The organism is Paraburkholderia sp. PREW-6R, assembly GCF_039621805.1.
Lineage (GTDB): Bacteria > Pseudomonadota > Gammaproteobacteria > Burkholderiales > Burkholderiaceae > Paraburkholderia.
The window spans coordinates 1060774-1079912 of the sequence record NZ_CP155075.1; the positions used below are offsets into that span (position 1 = coordinate 1060774).

The 19139-nt window shown below is 62.4% G+C and carries 18 protein-coding genes; 5 read left to right on the plus strand and 13 right to left on the minus strand.

Annotated features, from left to right (window positions below; translation table 11 throughout):
* Nucleotides 1–7: 7 nt before the first annotated feature.
* From AAGS40_RS29305 to AAGS40_RS29325, 5 genes are all read right to left on the minus strand, one after another.
* Entirely contained in the window at nucleotides 8–778 is a 771-nt protein-coding gene (locus AAGS40_RS29305) for a DUF4410 domain-containing protein (RefSeq protein ID WP_345817052.1), read from the minus strand.
* Between the two features lie 228 nt (nucleotides 779–1006).
* Nucleotides 1007–2347: an ATP-binding protein gene (locus AAGS40_RS29310; RefSeq protein ID WP_345817636.1), complete on the minus strand. Its 1341-nt coding sequence runs from the start codon at nucleotides 2345–2347 to the stop codon at nucleotides 1007–1009.
* Between the two features lie 17 nt (nucleotides 2348–2364).
* A complete protein-coding gene (locus tag AAGS40_RS29315) occupies nucleotides 2365–3078 on the minus strand; it encodes a response regulator (RefSeq protein ID WP_345817053.1) in 714 nt (237 codons plus the stop codon).
* 26 nt (nucleotides 3079–3104) lie between these two features.
* The gene (locus AAGS40_RS29320; RefSeq protein ID WP_345817637.1) at nucleotides 3105–3395 is read right to left on the minus strand and encodes an EF-hand domain-containing protein; all 291 of its coding nucleotides are present in this window, start codon (nucleotides 3393–3395) and stop codon (nucleotides 3105–3107) included.
* 64 nt (nucleotides 3396–3459) lie between these two features.
* On the minus strand, nucleotides 3460–4437 hold the full coding sequence (locus AAGS40_RS29325; RefSeq protein ID WP_345817054.1) for a hypothetical protein: 978 nt from the start codon (nucleotides 4435–4437) through the stop codon (nucleotides 3460–3462).
* A gap of 301 nt (nucleotides 4438–4738) precedes the next feature.
* Between AAGS40_RS29325 and AAGS40_RS29330 the strand changes: the two genes are divergently transcribed.
* Both AAGS40_RS29330 and AAGS40_RS29335 read left to right on the plus strand, forming a co-directional pair.
* Nucleotides 4739–5710, plus strand: coding sequence for a sterol desaturase family protein (locus tag AAGS40_RS29330; RefSeq protein WP_345817055.1), 972 nt, complete (start codon nucleotides 4739–4741; stop codon nucleotides 5708–5710).
* 240 nt (nucleotides 5711–5950) lie between these two features.
* Nucleotides 5951–6844 carry a hypothetical protein gene (locus AAGS40_RS29335; RefSeq protein ID WP_345817056.1) on the plus strand — a complete coding sequence of 298 codons (894 nt, stop codon included), beginning with the start codon at nucleotides 5951–5953 and terminating at the stop codon, nucleotides 6842–6844.
* A gap of 167 nt (nucleotides 6845–7011) precedes the next feature.
* Here the strand turns inward: AAGS40_RS29335 and AAGS40_RS29340 are convergent, their stop codons facing one another.
* Together AAGS40_RS29340 and AAGS40_RS29345 are read right to left on the minus strand one after the other, a co-directional pair.
* Nucleotides 7012–7518 (minus strand): hypothetical protein, encoded by a 507-nt coding sequence (locus AAGS40_RS29340; RefSeq protein WP_345817057.1) that lies wholly within the window; start codon nucleotides 7516–7518, stop codon nucleotides 7012–7014.
* Nucleotides 7519–7622: 104 nt separating this feature from the next.
* Nucleotides 7623–7940: a hypothetical protein gene (locus AAGS40_RS29345; protein ID WP_345817058.1), complete on the minus strand. Its 318-nt coding sequence runs from the start codon at nucleotides 7938–7940 to the stop codon at nucleotides 7623–7625.
* A gap of 398 nt (nucleotides 7941–8338) precedes the next feature.
* Here AAGS40_RS29345 and AAGS40_RS29350 point away from each other — a divergent pair, with 398 nt between their 5' ends.
* Nucleotides 8339–9538 (plus strand): acyl-CoA dehydrogenase family protein, encoded by a 1200-nt coding sequence (locus AAGS40_RS29350; protein ID WP_345817059.1) that lies wholly within the window; start codon nucleotides 8339–8341, stop codon nucleotides 9536–9538.
* A 144-nt stretch (nucleotides 9539–9682) separates the two neighbouring features.
* On the opposite strand, the gene AAGS40_RS29355 is transcribed toward AAGS40_RS29350, so the two are convergent.
* Nucleotides 9683–10264, minus strand: coding sequence for a DUF308 domain-containing protein (locus AAGS40_RS29355; protein ID WP_345817638.1), 582 nt, complete (start codon nucleotides 10262–10264; stop codon nucleotides 9683–9685).
* Nucleotides 10265–10495: 231 nt separating this feature from the next.
* On the opposite strand from AAGS40_RS29355, the gene AAGS40_RS29360 reads away from it, so the two are divergent.
* Nucleotides 10496–11977 (plus strand): HD domain-containing phosphohydrolase, encoded by a 1482-nt coding sequence (locus AAGS40_RS29360; protein WP_345817060.1) that lies wholly within the window; start codon nucleotides 10496–10498, stop codon nucleotides 11975–11977.
* A 56-nt stretch (nucleotides 11978–12033) separates the two neighbouring features.
* On the opposite strand, the gene AAGS40_RS29365 is transcribed toward AAGS40_RS29360, so the two are convergent.
* The 5 genes from AAGS40_RS29365 to AAGS40_RS29385 all read right to left on the minus strand — a co-directional run bounded on the left by AAGS40_RS29365 (nucleotide 12034) and on the right by AAGS40_RS29385 (nucleotide 17776).
* Nucleotides 12034–12648, minus strand: a complete 615-nt coding sequence (locus AAGS40_RS29365; RefSeq protein WP_345817061.1) for a hypothetical protein — start codon at nucleotides 12646–12648, stop codon at nucleotides 12034–12036.
* A gap of 47 nt (nucleotides 12649–12695) precedes the next feature.
* On the minus strand, nucleotides 12696–13469 hold the full coding sequence (locus AAGS40_RS29370) for a molybdopterin-dependent oxidoreductase (RefSeq protein ID WP_345817062.1): 774 nt from the start codon (nucleotides 13467–13469) through the stop codon (nucleotides 12696–12698).
* Between the two features lie 2 nt (nucleotides 13470–13471).
* Nucleotides 13472–14083 carry a cytochrome b/b6 domain-containing protein gene (locus AAGS40_RS29375; protein WP_345817063.1) on the minus strand — a complete coding sequence of 204 codons (612 nt, stop codon included), beginning with the start codon at nucleotides 14081–14083 and terminating at the stop codon, nucleotides 13472–13474.
* Between the two features lie 271 nt (nucleotides 14084–14354).
* Nucleotides 14355–16508 carry a TonB-dependent siderophore receptor gene (locus AAGS40_RS29380; RefSeq protein WP_345817064.1) on the minus strand — a complete coding sequence of 718 codons (2154 nt, stop codon included), beginning with the start codon at nucleotides 16506–16508 and terminating at the stop codon, nucleotides 14355–14357.
* Between the two features lie 311 nt (nucleotides 16509–16819).
* A complete protein-coding gene (locus tag AAGS40_RS29385; protein WP_345817065.1) occupies nucleotides 16820–17776 on the minus strand; it encodes an AraC family transcriptional regulator in 957 nt (318 codons plus the stop codon).
* Nucleotides 17777–17871: 95 nt separating this feature from the next.
* Between AAGS40_RS29385 and AAGS40_RS29390 the strand changes: the two genes are divergently transcribed.
* A complete protein-coding gene (locus AAGS40_RS29390; RefSeq protein ID WP_345817066.1) occupies nucleotides 17872–19116 on the plus strand; it encodes a DUF1479 domain-containing protein in 1245 nt (414 codons plus the stop codon).
* Nucleotides 19117–19139 lie beyond the last annotated feature (23 nt).

The window sequence follows — 19139 nt, forward strand, 5'->3', positions numbered from 1 at the left end:
ACCTGCATCAGTGCGCCTGCGTGTCCGGCATCCACCCGTTTGCAACGCACGTCTCGACAATCTGCTTTGCAATCGAGTCGCCCAGTTTTTTCACGTCCGCGCTCACGCCGTTGTGCTTCACCTCGGAAACGCCGTGGAGCGACGCGCCGGTGGCCGCAGTGGTCGCAACACGGCCTGCCGCCGCGCCGACTCCCGCCGTCGTCGCGATACCCGGCATGTGGCCACTGTTCGCGTCGGCGGAGAAGCTTTGCAGCGGTATCGGCGCTCCGTCAGCAGGCTTGTACAGGATATTGACCGACGCACCCACTTCGCTCTTGCCCGCGCCGAAACCGATCAGCATGCGACGGCGGCGCTTGCCTTCGTCAAGGTTATTGAAGCTGCCTTCGACGATCAGCGCGCTCTGCCCTGCCGGTGCCGGACCCTGGGCGCGCTCGGCGTGCAGTCCCTTTGATTGCAACTCGCGCACGATTTCATCAGCAACCTGATCGCTGGCCGTGAGCGCCGTCTGGTATTGCTGCTGTGCGGACGATTCGCCGCTCATCGCCGAGCTCAGTTTCGATGCCATGCCGCTGTCCAGCTTCACCTGGTCAGGCGTCGCGTCGAACGAATATACGTAGATCACGTCCGCGCGAATGGGCAGCGTGGCGTTGGCTTCCGTCACGGCGGGAGCAGCCGAGGCAACGCCGCTTAAAAGCAGCGACGCCGTCACGAGTGCCGTAGCGGCACAATATTTCGCACGACGAATGAATGATGTGTTCAGGATGTAGGAGGTTTGCATGTCGATTCTGCCGCCGGCACACCGTGCCGAAAATTGTCGGGGGAAATGTCGCCGACAATTGTTCGATCCAGCGGATCGCAAACCATCGGAGAGCGTGTCTGCGTGAGGTTGCCCCTGTCTGTGAGAGAGGAGCCGCAACACGCAGACGTAAGTATGAGAGCAAGCGCCTGTGCACGCTATCCGCGAATTATGTCGCGCAATGTCGCCAGCATCTGCGGCGCCCGGTTGTCAGGCGGTGCGCCGGTTTATCGGCAGGACGACGAGCGCTTCGAGGCCGCCGCCATCACGCGCGCGAAACTGCAACGAGCCGCCGTGCAGGCGCGCAATACGCTCGACAATCGCGAGGCCAAGACCCGTGCCGCCCGAGTGGGTTCGTGCGTTCGCGCCGCGAGCGAACGGCGTCTTGAGTTTTTCCATGTCGTCGGCAGTGATGCCGCCGCCACGGTCGCACACGGCAACGCACGCGACATCGTTTTCGGTCCACGTCCGCACGGCGAGACCCGAGCGTCCATAGACGATCGCGTTCTGCATCAGGTTCATCAGCAGTCGCATCAGGCTCACCGGCCGGTACGCGAACATCGGAACGGCCCCGAGCGACAGCTCGAATTCGTGTCCGAGCCCGGCAAAATCCGCGGCCAGGCGATTGATCAGCGCATTGAGGTCTCCCGGTTGCGCGGCCTCGCGCTCGCCGCTGCCGGCGTAGTCCATGAACTGCTGAAGAATCGTGTCGATCTGATCGAGGTAACGTTCCGCCGAAGCGGCGAGTGGTTCGTCGGTATCGCGCGGACTCGCCATCGCCATCGCCATCGCAAGACGCAGCTTGGTGAGCGGCGTGCGGATGTCGTGAGACACGCCCGCCAGCATCAGCGCGCGGGTCGCTTCCGCCTCCCGCAAAGCCTGCGTCATCTGGTTAAAGGCGCTACTGACCTCAGCGATTTCAGTTGGACCGTCGGTCGGGAGCGCGACGGGCGCTTCACCCGCACTGACAAGCCGCGCGGCGCGCGCCAGCTCCTGCAAGGGGCGATTGATGTGCAGCTGGATCAGATAGCCCGTGAGCGCGGCGAGCAGCGCGAGGCCCACGGAAAGCACGAGCGTCGTGCCGATCCCGCTCGCCTGCGCATCTTCGGTCATCGGCAGCGCGATCCAGCTGGTCTCGCCGGCGACGTGCACGCGAATCCAGAGCCGCTCGCCGTCTCCGGTCTGCCAGCGCACCGGCATGTCCGGCGGCAAATGACGGCGCAGTGCGTCGAGAAAGACATCGCGCTGCCACGTTCGAAAAAAGCGAACCGCGCTGCGTGGCGGCTCGACGTCGAGGTGATCGGGCGGCGCCGCCGGCGCGCCCAGACGCGCGACCGCGGCGCGGCCTTCCGCCGGCGGCATGGAAGCCAGTACGCCGTCGAGCGTTTTCACATACTCGGAAAAAATAATGGCCGCGCGCTCGATTCGCGGACGCTGCACGAAATGCAGCAGTACAGAAAACGAGCACGCCTGCGTCAGCGCGACCAGCACGACCAGCAGCGCGATATTGCGCGCCAGCAGCGAACGCGGCAGCCATGTGGCGCGCCGCATGGAGCGCGGCGGCGCGCTCACGATTCAATGCCCGCGACGAGCATGTAGCCGACGCCCCACACGGTCTTGATGAAGCGCGGCTTCGACGGGTCGTCTTCGACGATCTGGCGAAGCCGCAAGATCTGCACGTCGATGCTGCGATCGAGCGCGTCGTGATCGCGCCCGCGCGCCCGCGCAAGCAGGTTCTCGCGGCTCACCGGCCGATTCGGCGACGAACCGAGCGCATGCAGAAGCAGCATTTGCGCCGAGTGCACCTCGACGGGCTCGCCGCGATGCCGCAGCGTCTGCTGACCGACGTCGAACTGATACTCGCCGAAGCGCAGTGTCTGCGAGGTCACGGTCGGTTCGCCCGCGGCCATTTTCTGGCGACGCAGCAGCGCACGGATTCGCGCGACGAGTTCATCCGGCAGGAAAGGCTTGGCGAGGTAATCGTCGGCGCCAGTTTCGAGGCCGACTACGCGGTCGACCGGATCGCCTTTCGCAGTCAGCATCAGAATGGGCAACGTCTGTCCTTCGGCTCGCAGTCGCCGGCATACGGTCAGCCCGTCTTCCGGCTCCATCATCAGGTCGAGCACGAGCACGTCGTAAGGCTCGCGTTGCAGATAGCGGTCGAGCTGCTTGCCGTCGGCAACGACGCGTACGTCAAAACCGTGGCTGCGGAGAAACCGTTGCAGCATGTTGCGCAGCTCGGCTTCGTCGTCCAGCACGATGATCCTGTTCGTCTGCTCCATCACGCGTCTCCTGCGCTCTTCGCATGTCAGCGTACCAGTGCCCGTTGCTTCATCAGCTCCTCGATCCGCGGCAGCGTGACGTAACCGAGGTGCTGGGTATCGATCGCGTCGAAGTGCTGCGCGACGAGCGGCATGCCCGCCGCCGCCTGTTCGCGCGTCAGTTTGCCGTCGTGCGTCGTGTTGGCGCTCGCAAAGCGCGCCTGCAATTGCTGCATCGCACGCTCGCCGCGCCCGGCTTCGCCAGGCGGCAGCGCTTCCTGAGCCGAAGCCGTTGCAGACACAATACACAAGACCAGAATTGCAATCATCTTTTTCATCATCTACTCCGTAGTTGCCGGCACGAAAAGCCGGCGGGGTTAATTCATTGATCGGATGTTTGGCTCACGCCCAGTGCGCCGGAATCCATACCCGGCCAACCCAATGGCCCGGCACCAGCACAGGGGGGCGCGGCGCGGGCGCGACATAAACCGCACGCGGTGCAACGTACAGAACGTGAGCCTGCGGTGCGACGAACACGACACGCGGCGGGGGCGGCGCGACGTAGACCGTTTTCGGCGCAGGCGGCGGTGCGACATAGACCGTCTTCGGCGCAGGCGGCGGCACATAGACGACCGGCGGAGCGGGCACCGGAGCCGGCGCGACGACAACGGGCGGTGCGACGACGACAGGCGCCGGTGCCGGCACAACCGCAACCGGCGCCACGCCCACGGCGACCGTCGCGCCGCCTGTCACTACCGTCGCGCTTCCAGTCGTAACCGTTCCGCCATGGACGACGGTCGTGCCGCCGCTTGTCGTCACCACGCCGGGGGCCACCCGGGTCGCGCTGCCAGAATGCGTGACGCTGCCGCCATCGACGCCAGTTACGGTGCCAGAACGCGAGCAGGTGGAGCCGGCGCAGTCCGTCGAGGCCGAGTGAGTGGTGGTGTTGCCGTTTGCAGCGGTGATCGTGCCGGAGGACGAAAACTGCCCCGGCGCGTCGCGCGTCACGCTGCCTGACGTCGTCGCGCTATGACCGTTGGAGCCGGTCAGGCTGCCGGTGTGTCCGCACGTGCCGTCGGCGCAACTGGTGTCGCCCGAGTGCTGCACCTGGCGTCCGTTGGGGCCCGTGGCCGTGCCGGAATTGGAGAACTGGCCGGGTGCGGTGCGGGTGACGGTGCCGGTGTTGGTCGCAATGCCGCCGTAGGGATTCTCGACGGCACCGCCGTGTCCACAGCTGCCGCCCGAGCAGGAACCATAATGCGCGCCGTTGTAGGTGCCATGCGGCGTATAGGCGGTGCCGTGACCCGACCATCCGGCAAAGGCGGGGGTGCTGACGGCGATGAGCAGCGAAGCGGCTGCGGTGAGGTGGGCGAGTTTCATAAGATGTCCTTCCCGGTTCGAGTCAGCCGCATGAAAACGCGGCAACGGGACGAACTATAAGAGCAGCGCGCGAAATAATCGCCCTGCAAAAGATGTCGCGGTGTTACACCGCCGCGGCATCGCGCGAACGCCCGCCCCGCACCGCCGTGCGGCGCTCGCGGCCCGCATGCCGTGACATCCGGCGACATAGTTTCCGCGTGGTTTTTCCTCGGGCGGCCCACTACATTAGCTTCACCCGACGCGCTAGCGGCCTTGCTTCAGTCAGTCGACGCGTCCCTCTCCCTAACCTAATCTGACCATCATGTTGACTACTGAAAAACTCGCACTGTGCGTCACGTTGTTCGTCATTGGCGTTTCGCTGATCGAGGCGTGGGTCCTCGCACGCAAAACCCGCGGCAGCGCCGCGCCCTTCGACTGGTATGAAGTATGGATTTCGCTCGCCGATGTCGCCGGCCGCAAACTGCTCGCACTGCTGCCGCTTTCGCTCGCGGCACCGATTTTCGCGCTCGCCTGGGATCACCGGATCTTTACTGTCACGCTGAACAGCGCGCTGATGCTTTTCCTGCTCTTTATCGGTCAGGAGTTCTGCTACTACTGGTATCACCGGGCGTCGCACCGCATCCGCTTCTTCTGGGCGACGCATGCCGTTCATCATTCCCCGAACCAGTTGACGCTCTCGTCCGCCTACCGGCTTGGTCTGACGGGCAAGCTGACCGGCTCGGCGATCTTTTTTACGCCCCTCGTCTGGTTCGGGGTGCGACCGGAAATCGTGCTGGCGACGCTGAGCTTCAATCTGCTTTATCAGTTCTGGCTGCATAACACGTGGACACCGAAGCTCGGCTGGCTCGAATACGTGTTCAATACGCCGTCCGCGCACCGTGTGCACCACGCGTCGAACGTCGACTATCTCGATGCGAATTTTGGCGGCGTGCTCGTGGTGTTCGACCGTCTGTTCGGTACGTATGTCGAAGAGCGCGCCGAGGAGCCGTGCCGCTACGGCCTTACCACCCCGACGCGCTCGCGCAATCCGCTCGTCGTCGAATTCGAGCACTGGGGCACCCTCGTGCGTGATGTCGCATCGGCGCGCAGCGTGTGGACGGCGATCTGCTATGTGATCCTGCCGCCGGGCTGGCGTCCTGATGGTTCCGGCGATACAACCGAAGCGCTGCGTGAGCAACAGCAGTCGCGAAGCGTGCTGCGTGCCCATACGGATCAACGCATCGACGCGTTCCAGGGCAATCAACCCGCCAGCTCAGCGTCGACGAGGCCGTAAAGGACATTGGCCGCGACTTCCGGTGTGCGCTGCGGCGCAATTCAAGATTTGCGTTCGCGCTGCCGTAATCCTGTTTGTGACGATCTCCGCTGCACTGATTGCGCTCGCGTCTTTTGCGGACCGGGCGCGGCGCGAGCGATGTCCCGGCAGCTTCGACCGTGTGGAATTCCGCACGACAATCGTGAAGTTCATCTCCAATTACAGCGGCCACACACTATGCGTAACCCGACGTCCCTGTCGATGGATGCAACCCTGCCTCAGTCACCGCGCCGGCGCACGCTGCTCACCGCAGGTGCGGGCGCCGCGCTGCTGGGCGGGCTCTCGTCGTCCGCTTTGGCGGATGCCGGCGTGCTCGCAAAAGGTGTCGTCTGGCAACTCGATGCGGACCATCTCAACCCGCACGGCGACTGGGACAGGCTTGGCGTGACCGATCTGCTCGTGCAGTGGTCCGCGGTAGACAACACGTCTTATCTGCCGGTCGGCGGTCCGCAGGCGGCAGCCGGATTGCAGGCGGCCACGCACTCGCCTGACTGGCAACGCATTGGACGCGAGCCGTGGGCGCGCAACGTGATCCTCGGTCTCGCCGGCCGTTTCGACGAGACAACCGCGCGGGCCCAAGCCGCGCATCTGATCGAGCAGTCTCGCATGCTCACGGCTGCACGGCCGGCAATGAATATCGAAGGCTATTATTTTCCGGTCGAGGTGGATCCCACGTGGCAAGGCGCGGCGGCGCTCGGGCCGCTGTTGTACGCACTGCCGCGCCCGCTGTGGATCAGCGTGTACGACACCACGAATATCGGCGGGGCCGCGCTCGCGGCATGGCTGGACAGTTGGCTGCCGCGCGACGTGGGCATCTTCTTTCAGGACGGCTGCGGTGTTTATGCACGGGGTCCGGCCGCGGCGCGACGCTATGCGGACGCGCTGGTGGCACGGCTCGGCAAGCTGCGGGTGCGTATCATTGCTGAAGCATTCCGTCCCGCCGGCAACGGTGGTTTCAGAGCGGCGACGGCGGCGGAACTCGCGCCGCAACTGTTCGCCTATCGCGGACTGCGTACCTATCTGTTCGACGGTCCGCATTACGTATCGACCCAGTTGGTGCAAGGCCTGCTGGATGCGCAGGCGGCGTTGAAGTGAGGCGTTGTAGGGGGGCGGTGATCTGGCGAAGGACGGTGCGAATGTCGTCCTAGATGTCGTCCTGGATGTCGACCTGAATGTTGGCCTCGCCCTTCGCCTGCCGACGTCTCGCTTCATGGACCGCCAGAGCTATTTCTCGACAGGCAGCTCAACATGACGCCCTCCACTTAGCGATATATAAACATGGACAGGGCTATGGCCAGAAACGCCAGACAGATCAACGTTGCAAACGTTTTGACGTGGCCAGCCCGAAATGCTTTGGCCTCGCTCACACCCGCGTCGGTCGCCGACTGCCAGTTGACAAGATGTCCGCCTGAGAGGACAGCATAATCGCGGGGATGCAACGCCTTCTCAGTGAGATCGATCCCCTCTGGATCGTATTGGTGGCCACGAACTTTCCCACCTTCTTCGTCTGCCGTTACCACACCGGGCAAACGGTTACCAAAACCATCACGGGTGATGCCAGGACTGGCACCATCGCCGCTTCCGCCGACGCGACCACTAAAGCGCCAGCCGCCTTCACTTCCTGAGCGCGACCCTTCACCCCCTCTTGCGCCCCCTTCCCCGCCGCCGCGCCCCCCAATTGCCATTGCACAGGCAGAAAACCAGAGGGCCGCCAGCATGAGCATTTTCAGCGCACGTCTTTCGCGCAAGTGCCTTTGCACTGCCTTCACTTTTTACTGCCTTCGTATCGATAATCGCAGAATCGTCGAGCGCCAATCAGCGGGCGCAAGATCGGGCGGCTCGCCGGTGAATGAGCGTGACAGACTCTGCTCGGCTAATGCAGGACCGTTCCTTCAGGCGCCGCGAAGACACGTGAACCATCTTCCGCCGCCGCCATCTCCAACTTAAGCCGCGCTGCGGCAAGGACGCGCAGGACATCCGCGTTGACCAGCAACTCGTCCACAGCCGTCAGCATCAAGTCGGGATAATCGTGGAACTGCACCAGCCTCAATAGTTGCGCCTGCATGTCAGAGCACAACTGCGTCACTTCATTTGCAATGCTCTCGGATGACACCGCCAACCCCGGCGACACGCATTCCTCGAACCCCTCACTTGCCAATATTTCCAGAAGGGCCGTCTGATATCTGCTCATTGTTATTTGCCTCGCTACGAATACTGTCACTGTAGCTCGTATTCACGCGGGCAATTGCGGGAACAGAAGCGCTTGAGCCGCCTATTTCAACGGCCCACGACCGTTCGTCGAACGAGCTGCAGGATCGAGCGCCAACGAGTGTCCGCGTTGCATCGACAGAGGGTGCGGACCGACTCGCAGCGTCCCGCGAGTCCTTCACACAAAGATGACTGATCTCCGGCGGAGGGCTGCGAGCGATTTCGTCCAATATAATCGTCGAACGCTCTGTCGAGCCAATCCAGTAGCAAAGGTGGAACCCGCTGCAGCACGCAGAAACCGCCGGTGCGTCGCTCGTCAAACGTATCCTCCAGGTGGACGGCGGTCATATCGTCAAGCAGCCTCTAATCAGGGAATCTCCTATGTTCACCCCATGTCCTACCGCGAGAAGCCAGGAACTCGCCGATCGCGTCGAAGCATTCGTCCGTGAGACCGTCGTGCCCTACGAGCGCGACCCGCGCAATGGATCCCACGGACCGTCCGCCGATCTCGTTGACGAACTGCGTGCGCTCGCGCGCGAAGCCGGCTTGATGACGCCCCACGTGCTTGCCGACGGCGAGCATCTCACACAACTTGAAACGGCCGCCGTGCTCAAGCGCTCCGGCCTGTCCCCTCTCGGTCCGGTCGCCGTCAATACGATGGCGCCGGATGAAGGCAATATGTTTCTGCTCGGCAAGGTCGCAACCGAGGACCAGAAGCAACGTTTCCTCACGAAGTTGCTCTCGGGCCACGCCCGTTCCGCTTTCTTCATGACGGAACCCGCCGAAGACGAAGGCGCCGGCTCCGATCCGTCAATGCTCAAGACGACAGCACGCCTCGTTGGCGACGAATGGGTCATCGACGGAACGAAGACCTTTATCACCGGTGCGGATGGTGCCGAAGTAGGTATCGTGATGGCACGCACCGACGACGGCGATCAGGTGCAAGCGAGTATGTTTCTCGTGAATCTCCCTAACCCTGCCATCAGAATCGTGAAGGTGCTGGATACCATCGACAGTTCGATGCCGGGAGGGCATTCGAGAATTGCGATCGAAGGGCTGCGCGTGCCCGCAAGCGCCGTGCTGGGCGAAGTACACAAAGGATTCGAATACGCGCAGATCCGCCTTTCTCCCGCGCGCCTCTCGCATTGCATGCGCTGGCTGGGCTCGGTCACGCGCGCACACGAGATTGCGGCGGCCTACGCAACGCGCCGGCACGCATTTGGCAAACGGCTCATCGATCACGAAGGAGTCGGATTCATGCTTGCCGACAATCTGATCGATTTGCAGCAATCCGCGCTGATGATCGACTGGTGTGCGGGCGTTCTCGATTCGGGTAGCCTCGGAACAACCGAAAGCTCGATGACGAAGGTCGCCGTATCCGACGCGCTGTTCCGCGTCGCCGATCGTTGCGTGCAGGTTATGGGGGGGTCTGGCGTCTCTCGTGACTCGATCGTCGAGCAGGTGTTCCGCGAAGTGCGGGCGTTCCGTATCTATGATGGTCCCACCGAAGTACACAAGTGGTCACTGGCCAAAAAGATCAAACGCATCGCGATGGAAGGTGATTATCGTGCTGGCCGCTGAGCGGTTCTCGCAAGCTCGGCCTCCCGGCCGTGCCAGGCCGGGGCGCGACGCCGCCCGGCATCAAGAGCGGTGGTCGCATCAGTATCACCACGACCAAGCCGCGCAACGTGACGCGAACGCGGAGCGTGTCTGGATAGGCGCTCATCAAGACGTCGAAGCCACCTTGCGCCGCATTTGTCCGACTGCGAGCCACAACGCCGAAACCAGAAAATAGATTGCGCCAACGGCTGCATAACCCGCCACTTTGACAATCGCGGGCGGCGTCGCCGCGCTGGCCTGCACGATGAACAGGATCCCCGCCACCGCGGATTGGGCGCCGCTAAGAATCATTGCCCATTGCGCCCCAGCATGCTTTCTTCGACGGATCGCAGTGGCGAGCTGAAGCATTCCGGACAGAACCGCCCAGACTCCGAATACGTCAAGCACGATACTGGCGTTGACATGCAGAACGATAGTCGCCGCAATCGCAACAGCCGCGCTAGCAAAGACATTGATAGCCTGAGTCGGATTCTCACGCATTCCACCGCTACGCGACATGTCGACGTAATTGGCCAACGCGTCCCACAAGGGGTAGATGATCAGCAGCGCAGCGCCGATCGCGATGACGTGCTGCCCTTCGGCGAACGCAAGCGCAACCCACACCAAAGAAAAAGCGGCGCGCGCGAAGTAATAGCGCTTGAGCCACTGCTCATCCCGAGGGTGGCTGTCCGTAAGATACGTATTCATTTCAACTCCTTTGGAATATGGCCGTGCGCGTCGCCAGGCATCATGCGTCCAGCTTTTGCTGCGACGATCTACCGAAAGAACCGCACGAATTGCACGGCAACAGAAAGCCTGCATCGAGAAAACATCATGGCAGCCGGCCAGCTTTGCGGCTATCGGTCAGATGACCGATACGTTCCAACGGGTGGCGTATAGTTGGTGTTCCTTTTGATCCGCATCCCTGCATTCCTTTCCATGACCGACGACCACGTCGCCTTTTCGGCGGTGCGCGTATTCGATGCCGTCAAAGCGCTCGCCTTTATCGGCGATCTAAGCATGGGGCAGCCCACCGGCCACTCGCTGCGTACCGCATGGCTCGCCGCACGTCTTGCCGACGCATCCCGCGCGGATTCAGTGACAAACGCCGCGGTTCGCGAAACGTCGCTGCTACGCTGGTCGGGTTGCACGGCCAACGCGGCCGGTTTCGCCGATGTTTTCGGCGACGACATTGCCATACGTATTGCGATGGTAGAAGACCGTCCAGGCTGGGCGGAGCGTCTCAACGCACTGGGTGGTGCCGGCGCGGTGCTGGCTCCGCTCGCACAGATTCACTGCGAGGTTTCCGGCGAGGTGGCGCGGATGTTGGGGCTGGCGGATGCGACTCAGTCAGCGTTGCGGCGCATCTTCGAGACTTTCGACGGGCACGGCCTGCCCACTCAGCACGCCCACGAAACCGTGCCGCAAGCGGTGCTCATCGTCGCGCTCGCTGGCGACATCGAAACGTTTAGCCGCATTTATGGCATCGAGCGGATGTTCGAGCTGATCGCTCGACGCGCCGACGCGCGGTATCCGGCGCACCTGGTCGACACAGCAGCGCGCCACGCGACAAGCTGGTTGGCGGAACTGGAACAGGCGTCCACCGCCGATTTCGACGCGGCTTTGACGACACCTGACATGCGACTGGACACCACCGCCGAGTTGATCGCCGACGTCATCGATCTCAAGCTGCCGTGGATGACCGGCTTCTCGCGCGCGGTCGCTGCAACGGCGGCGCAATGCTGCGCGCGGCTCACTGCGGACAGGTCGGCCCATGCGCGCGTCTATCGCGCTGGGCTGATTCATGGAATTGGCCGTGCATCCGTGCCCAACCAGATCTGGAACATGAGCGAACGCTTGCCTGAAAGCGCATGGGAAAGGGTAAGACTGGCGCCGTACTGGACGTCTCGTGCCGGCAAGCAGGCCGGGGCTCTCGGAGAAGCGGCGGAACTTGCGTCATACGCGTACGAGAGGTCGGACGGTTCAGGCTATTTCCGAGGCACGCGCGATCCGTCGCTGACCCTGGAGGCCAACGTGCTGGCGGCATCGGTGATGTTCGTCGCGTTGCGCTCGGACCGTCCGTGGCGCGCGGCACGCTCCGCCGCCGAAGCCGCCCAGCATTTGCGTGACGAGGCCTCACGCGGTCGACTGAACGTCAATGTGGTGAATGCGTTGTTGTCCGATGGGACGTCGACCGTCAGGACGACGGCCGGCCACACTGTGCAGAGTTCGCGCTTGACGGCGCGCGAAATCGACGTGCTGCGCGTGATTTCGCGCGGCGCCAGCAACAAGGAAGCGGCACGTGAATTGACGCTCAGCCCGAGCACGGTGCGCACGCATGTCGAAAACGTGTTTCGCAAGCTCGAATGCACGACGCGCGCTGCGGCAACCCTGAAAGCATCCGCGCTGGGTTTGCTCTGACGGCTTTTCGCGCGTCATACCATGCTCGCCGATTCGCGCACCGACGCAGGGGCTCATTACATCGGCGGCACCACACCGTCCTTTTCGACCACGACGAACTGTGCGTTGTAGGTTCCGCCACTCGCGGGAGCCGCGACGACAAACACCTTCTTGCCTGCGAGCAGATCGGCGCGCGTGGCGGGCGCAAGGGTCACGACCGGAACATTCGCCGGTACCGTGACGACGTTGTTGCCGCCCTTGTACGAAAGTTTCAGATCGCGGCCGCTCGTGCCCTCGACAACGGTGTCCACATTCGCGTTCGTCATCGAACTGTTGGCGCCCAGGTCCCATGCATAGTGGCCTTCGCCCGTGCCGCGCGCAGCATCAGGGAACACCAGCACTTCCTTTGCCGTCAGTTTGCCGTCGGGGCCGGGTGTGGCCGCCGTGCCGACGTAGGATCCCTGCTTGATATCGGAAAGCTGGATCGCCTTCAACGCGCTAACTTTGGACGCGTCGCTCAACGCAATGGTGACGGTGTCGCCGCTGCGGCGATGGACGGTCAAGGTATTGGCAGAAAACGAGACGATGTCGCCGCGAATGCGCTCGGGTTTCGCCGCGGGAGATTGTGCGAATGATGCGCTGGCAAGCGAGAGGGTCACGAGGGAAGCGGCAAGCCTGATTCGAAATAACATACATGCTCCGTTGCTAGGATGAGATTAAAACGCGTGATGGCCGGCGGTCATGACCCGCCAAACCAGTTATACCCCTGGTTTTCCCAATAGCCGCCGGGAAATTGATTGGTCACGGTGATGGCGACGATATGTTTCGGGTTCTTGTAGCCAAGTTTAGTCGGCATGCGCAGTTTCATCGGGAACCCGTATTTCGCCGGCAACGTCTGGTCGTCGTAGGTAAGCGTTAAAAGCGTCTGCGGGTGCAATGCCGTCGGCATATCGATGCTCGTCCAGTAGTTGTCGGCGCAACGAAGTGCCACATACTTCGCCGTGGTGTCCGCTCCCGCAAGCGACAGGAAGTCGGAAAAACGCACCCCGCCCCACTTGCCGATCGCGCTCCAGCCTTCAATGCAGATGTGCCGTGTAACCTGACTGCGCCTGGGCAATGCATTCAGTTCGGCAAGCGTCCACCTGCGCTTGCCATTGACGAGACCGGTCAGCTCCAGTCGATAGGTCTGCGCATCGATATCCGGCACCTGATCGATGTCGTAAAACGCGTTGAACGGGAAAGGCCGCGTCATCATGGATTCAGGATACGTCGGCGCCAGCCGGCGCGGATCGAACAGCAACGCTTGCGCGCTGTCATTGAACGAGGACACGGTGCGCAAGAGGTCATTCACCGATTGGTCGTTTGTCGGATCGCAGCCAGACAGAAGCGCCAGGCCACCGAGCGTCAGGATGCGCCTGCCGAACAGCCGCCGCGAAGCCGAGCCCAATTCTTTCTGTGCGTCCTTGATGATGGACGCCGAGTCGGGCACCCACTTATCCTTATTCGACGTCATGGTCATCTTCCCCGAATCATCGTGATCAAGGATTTCGGCACGAGCGCAACCATCACGACATGTATGGCGAAAAAGCCTGCCAGCAGGCTCATGGCGGCGAAGTGGACGATTCGCGCGTTGTCGTAGCCGCCCATTAGCGCGCGCAAAGCCGCAAACTGCACGGGTTTCCAGATTGTCAGCCCGGACACGATCACGAGCACGAGGTCGGCGAAGACGGCGAGGTACGCGAGTTTTTGCACGGCGTTGTACTCACGAAGGTCAGCGTGGCTGAGCTTGCCGCGCAACGCCGCGAACAAGTCGGTTGCGACAGCGCGCAGGGTGAGCGGAAAGAGCGTCCGACGCAGCCGCCCGGTGATCGTCCCCAGAACCAGATACACGACAAGATTTGCAACCAGTACCCACATGACGGCGAAGTGCCAGAGAAGCGCGCCACCTAGCCAGCCACCGAGCGTGATGGATGGAGGAAAGCGGATCGCGCTGAAAATGGGCGAGGCCTCGTACACCTGCCAGCCGCTCATGCACATGAGCATGACGGCCACCGCGTTGATCCAGTGAAACACGCGGACCCATGCTGGGTGGATGGTTGCGTTGGTCACGACGATCTCTCTGTTCATGAGACGGAAAGCGAATGAACGCAAGGATCGCAGGTGAAGTACCGTCGGGCTATCGGTCAAATGACCGATAGCAAACAGGTAGACGACTTGCGAGGACGCCCGGACGTTGTCTGCCGGGGTCGCTCGCAAGCGTGATGAGGTCGCGCGGGCGCTTCCAGAGGAAACGCCGACGCTGGCGGGTCAGGAATGCGTCGCGGCGGTTCCGCGCGAAAGCTTAGCTAGCGGCGGGTTCTCAATGCTTGCCAGCAGACCCGCTTCTCGCAAAAGCCAATCAGAAGTCGATCTGCGCGGAAAGCAGCACGGTGCGCGGCGCAGCGTTCGTCACGTACGTGCCCTGCTGGATCCAGTAACGGCTGCCAAACAGATTCTCCACGTTCGCACGCAACACGACGTCCTTGCTCGCGACCCGCATGCCATAACGCAGCCCGACGTCGTATCGGGTCCACGCCTGCAGTCGCAACGCGTCGCTCGAATCGTAATACTGTGCACCCGTGTGGATGATTCGTCCGTTGACGCTCAAGCCCTGCACCCAGGGCAGATCGTAGTCCGCACCGAGGTTGAAGGCGAACTTCGGCACGCCCCCCGGTTCGTTGCCGTCCTGCGTGCCGCCGGCGGTTCCCGATACCTTGGGATCGTAGAAGGTGGCGCTTGCCATCACACGCAAGCCACGGAACACCTCGCCGTAGCCAGCCAGTTCGAGACCGCGCACTCGCGTTTTGCCGTTGTACCCGTACACGTTCGTCACCGGATCAGTGACGCCGTTGGGCTGCGAGATCTGGAAAACGGACACGGACGTCATGACGCGGCCCCAGTCGGCCTTCACGCCGGCTTCGTACTGGTCTGACTTGTACGGCGCGAACGCCTGCCCGGCGTTTGCCGTACCAAACGGCGCCGTACCGCCGTTGGACAGACCCGTTGTGAAGTTGCCGTAGACCGAGACATTCGACAGCGGCTTGATGACGACGCCCGCGAGCGGCGAAATGGCCTGCTGGTCGATCGTGCTCTGCTGCGCACCCGTGGTCGGATCGTAATTGTCCTGTCCGATCGTCTGCCGGCGGAAGCCGCCCGTGATCAACAGACGATCGTTGAACAGGGACATCGTGTCGATAACCTGCTGGCTGTTCAGCCGCGTCTGGCTGCTGCGCTGCATGTCGCCGCGCGCGACGTCGACTGCCGGGAGCGACGTCGGCACATACAGACTGGATGGCACCGACGCCGATCCCAGCGCGTAGAAATAGCCGACCTCCTGGTTCAGGCTCGTCACGCCGGTGACCAGCGTGTGCTTGATGCCGAAGGTATCGAAGTGAAAGCGCAGACCCGCATCCACGGTCTTCGTGCGGGTGTACTGGTCGTAGTAACCGTTGGCGACGTCGAACGTCCCTGCGGCGGTCATGTTGCTCGCGCTCGGGAAATTTTGCGCCGACGTGCCGTAGTGCTCGCCCGCCGCGCCGTACACAGTCACGTACTGATTGACGTCGTACTCGGCACGCGTCATGACGGCCGTATCGCGCAGCTTGAGCTTCGAGCCGGGATAAAGATTGTTATAGGCCGAAGGAACCGCCGGTACAGCGGTCGCCGTGCCGAAGCCGATCTGCGAGCGCAACTCGTCCGTGTTCTCCGACACGTTGTACGCGTCGAATGACCAGCGCAATGTCTTGCCGCGATAATCCAGCCCGATTGCACTGTTGCCCTGAAGCTGGTTGCCGTGCGCGATGCCCGTCTGTCCGTCCTTGATCTGGCCATTGAAACGGATACCCCACTGGTCCTCGTCACCCAGGCGGCGGCCAACATCCGCTTCAAGGCCGAATTGTCCCCTGGACTGATAGAGCGCCGTTAGACGGGTGAGCGGCGTATCGTCCGCGCGTTTGGTCACGATGTTGATCGCGCCGCCGACGCTGCCGCCGGGGCCCATGCCGTACATCAGCGAGCCCGGACCTTGCAGCACTTCCACGCGCTCAAGCAGATTGACCGGCACGCGCGCGGCCGAAACCATCCCATACAAACCGTTCAGCGCAACGTCGGTCGGCTGTACGTCGAAGCCGCGAATCTGGAAGACATCGCCGAACCCGCCGCTGCTTTGCTCCGTTCGCACCGACGCGTTGTTGATGACCAGATCGCCAATCGTGCGCGCCTGCGTGTCCTCGATCATCTGCTCGGTGTAATTGGTCGTGCTGAACGGCTGGTTCATTACGTTCGACGTGCCCAGCACGCCGATGCTGCCGCCGCGCGCCACCTGTCCGCCTGCATACGGAGCAGGCAGTTCGCCTGGCGTGGTAGCCGCCTTGATGACGACGGCGGGCAGCGTGTTGCCGGCGGATGTGGCGTCGGTGGAGATGGGCGAATGAGCGGAATGGACATCGTCATCCACCGTCGCACTTTGCGCGAGCGCGCTTGCCTGCATCGCCGCTGCGGCGACCAGCCCCATGAAAAGACGTTCTACCGCCCCTGACACGGGCGTACGTCGCCCGATTTTTCGTTGTGCGTTCCGATGCGACATTAGACGTTGACTCTCTGGCGTAGGTTAAAGTGACGATTATTCATGCGAATGCGAATCGTTTGCAATTGTAAAGTTTTTTGGTAAGCAAGGGCTGAAAAACTTGGAGAGTCAGTCTTTGCACGTTGCCAGGTCGCGACGACAAGGCGTTCGGCGCTCGCAACGAAGAGGTGCGGCAACGCGCGTGCGAGGGTGTGACGGGCCCGTTGGAAGCGATGTTTGCGGCTTTTCGCCTGCCTGCCTCACACCGCTGGCATAACCCGTCCCGGCTTCCGTTGTAGCGAAGGCGAGCGTTCGTCGATCAACGGATCCGCGTCCATGCCTGCCATGTCGCCGGCCGCAAACTGCTTGCGGTAAGCCATGGGCGTGAGCGCTTTTAGCGCCTTGAACTGCCGGTTGAAGTGAGCGACGTTCGGAAAGCCGGAGCGGGCCGCAACGACAGCGATGGGAACTGAAGTGTGTGCGAGCATCCGGCAAGCATGTCCGATCCTGACTCGCGAGATATATCGCCCGACGCTTTCGCCCATGTGCTGCTCGAAGTACCGCGCAAGCGAACGCTCCGACACATTGGCGGCCGCGCAAAGTTCGGATAGACGCAGTGGTTCGGCAAAGCGCAAGTCGATCATCGACAGCACGCGGTTGATACGTTCCGGTTCGTGCCCCGACGGACCCTCCCCGCGGTCGCTAAACGCTGCGGGCGAAGCGAGCGGCTCACCCGACGCGCCTCCCAGGATGCACAAAACGTTCAGGACTGCAGCAAGGCGTTTTCTCGGCTCGCCGGACAGCAGATCGTCGATCTGCATGTGCATCGCGGCGCCGGCTTCCGGACCGAATGCCAGACCGCTCGCTGCCCGCCTCAACAGGTTACGCAGAGGCGCGTATTCCGGGCAGACATCCGCAAGCCGTCGCGCCCAGTCGCCGCCGAACCAGATCACGATGGCAACCTGCGGAGATGCTGCGTCGATGGAACGGTTCGACGACCATGTATGCGGCAGATTGGGCGGCACGAGAACGAGGTCGCGGTCGACATAGTCGGTGATCGAGTCGCCGATATACCGTTTGCCGTGACTGTTCAGGGTCAGCGTGAGCTCGTACTCGGGGTGGTGATGCCACTCGAATGGAATGCGTGGCAAGCGTCGGTGGTAAACCCTGACCGAGCAATTCTCGCCGAATTCCACGTGTTCATAGGCGGGCTTCATGGCCGGATTCGCAAAGAAATTGTCTGAATGGTATCACTTTGAATAGCGCGCCCGGCCTATGCTGCGGATACAGCAACCCTCACAAGGAGACGACTATGGCACTCATCATCGACGATTTGCCCGCGGCTATCCGGCAGGCCAAAAAACAGCTTCGCGAACGGCTTCCCAATTATCGTGACGTGTTCGCCGAAGTGGACGAAACCATCCGCGCCGAAGCAGGCATAATTGCCGAGCAACGCGGCCGCGGAGAAAACGTGATTCCCGAACTTGAGTTCTCCGACATTGCCCAGCAGCGCGTGAGTGCCGAGCAGATCGAACTCGTCAAAACGCGCGGCGCCTGTGTGATCCGTAACGTGTTCGATCGTAATCTGGTGCAGGCGTGGGATCGCGATATCGCAGAATACGTCGAACGCAATGACCTGGATACTCGCCTGAAGAACCGCGCGGAGGACAAATACTTCGGTCAACTCGCATCCAGCAAGCCGCAGATTTATGGCGTGTACTGGTCGAAGCCTCAGGTGCTCGCACGTCAGGCGCCGTCCCTCACTGCGGCGCGGGTGTTCTTGAACCGGCTGTGGCGCAGTGAGAGCGAAGGCCGCGTCCATTTCGATCCGGATCGAGTGCCGGTCTACGCGGACCGCATGCGTCGACGTCCGCCCGGTTCCGAATCGTTGGGTCTGTCCGCGCATTGTGACGGCGGCTCGGTGGAGCGATGGATCGAGGGCAACTTCCGCAAGGTGTACCGGCATGTTTTCGACGGCAACTGGCGTCAATACGATCCGTTCGACGCAGCGTTCCGGCCAGACGTGGAAGAGATCGCGTCGCCCGCGGTGTGTTCGATGTTCCGGACATTTCAGGGGTGGACCGCGTTGACCCCACAAGGTCCTGGTGACGGCACGCTGCAACTCGTGCCCATCGCGAACGCCATGGCCTATATCCTGTTGCGCGCCATTCAGGACGACGTGGCAGACGATGATCTGTGTGGTGCGATGCCGGGCCGCGCGCTCTCCATCCAGCCGGAATTCCATGCGCCGCTTTTCGATGCATTGTCGTCGATTCCCCTTATGCAGGCGGGCGACACGGTGTTCTGGCACAGCGACGTGATACACGCGGTGGAAGATGCGCACCGGGGCGCGGGTTACAGCAATGTGATGTATATCGCGTCGGCGCCCGCATGTGCCAAAAACGATGAGTACCTGAAGCGGCAGTTGCCGAGCTTCCTCGACGGTAAGAGTCCGCCCGACTTTCCCGCCGACCATTTCGAAGTCGACTTTATCGGGCGGGCTACCGTCGAAGACCTGACGCCGCTCGGTAAAGCGCAACTCGGTTTTGATCTGTAAGTGCGCACGACCCCGGGCGAGCC

What these genes read in the sequence shown, in the direction of transcription:
- AAGS40_RS29305 (WP_345817052.1), bottom strand. Translation starts at nt 778, where the DNA reads ATGCAAACCTCCTACATCCTGAACACATCATTCATTCGTCGTGCGAAA.
- AAGS40_RS29310 (WP_345817636.1), bottom strand. Translation starts at nt 2,347, where the DNA reads ATGCGGCGCGCCACATGGCTGCCGCGTTCGCTGCTGGCGCGCAATATC.
- AAGS40_RS29315 (WP_345817053.1), bottom strand. Translation starts at nt 3,078, where the DNA reads ATGGAGCAGACGAACAGGATCATCGTGCTGGACGACGAAGCCGAGCTG.
- AAGS40_RS29320 (WP_345817637.1), bottom strand. Translation starts at nt 3,395, where the DNA reads ATGAAAAAGATGATTGCAATTCTGGTCTTGTGTATTGTGTCTGCAACG.
- AAGS40_RS29325 (WP_345817054.1), bottom strand. Translation starts at nt 4,437, where the DNA reads ATGAAACTCGCCCACCTCACCGCAGCCGCTTCGCTGCTCATCGCCGTC.
- AAGS40_RS29330 (WP_345817055.1), top strand. Translation starts at nt 4,739, where the DNA reads ATGTTGACTACTGAAAAACTCGCACTGTGCGTCACGTTGTTCGTCATT.
- AAGS40_RS29335 (WP_345817056.1), top strand. Translation starts at nt 5,951, where the DNA reads ATGGATGCAACCCTGCCTCAGTCACCGCGCCGGCGCACGCTGCTCACC.
- AAGS40_RS29345 (WP_345817058.1), bottom strand. Translation starts at nt 7,940, where the DNA reads ATGAGCAGATATCAGACGGCCCTTCTGGAAATATTGGCAAGTGAGGGG.
- AAGS40_RS29350 (WP_345817059.1), top strand. Translation starts at nt 8,339, where the DNA reads ATGTTCACCCCATGTCCTACCGCGAGAAGCCAGGAACTCGCCGATCGC.
- AAGS40_RS29355 (WP_345817638.1), bottom strand. Translation starts at nt 10,264, where the DNA reads ATGAATACGTATCTTACGGACAGCCACCCTCGGGATGAGCAGTGGCTC.
- AAGS40_RS29360 (WP_345817060.1), top strand. Translation starts at nt 10,496, where the DNA reads ATGACCGACGACCACGTCGCCTTTTCGGCGGTGCGCGTATTCGATGCC.
- AAGS40_RS29365 (WP_345817061.1), bottom strand. Translation starts at nt 12,648, where the DNA reads ATGTTATTTCGAATCAGGCTTGCCGCTTCCCTCGTGACCCTCTCGCTT.
- AAGS40_RS29370 (WP_345817062.1), bottom strand. Translation starts at nt 13,469, where the DNA reads ATGACGTCGAATAAGGATAAGTGGGTGCCCGACTCGGCGTCCATCATC.
- AAGS40_RS29375 (WP_345817063.1), bottom strand. Translation starts at nt 14,083, where the DNA reads ATGAACAGAGAGATCGTCGTGACCAACGCAACCATCCACCCAGCATGG.
- AAGS40_RS29380 (WP_345817064.1), bottom strand. Translation starts at nt 16,508, where the DNA reads ATGGGGCTGGTCGCCGCAGCGGCGATGCAGGCAAGCGCGCTCGCGCAA.
- AAGS40_RS29385 (WP_345817065.1), bottom strand. Translation starts at nt 17,776, where the DNA reads ATGAAGCCCGCCTATGAACACGTGGAATTCGGCGAGAATTGCTCGGTC.
- AAGS40_RS29390 (WP_345817066.1), top strand. Translation starts at nt 17,872, where the DNA reads ATGGCACTCATCATCGACGATTTGCCCGCGGCTATCCGGCAGGCCAAA.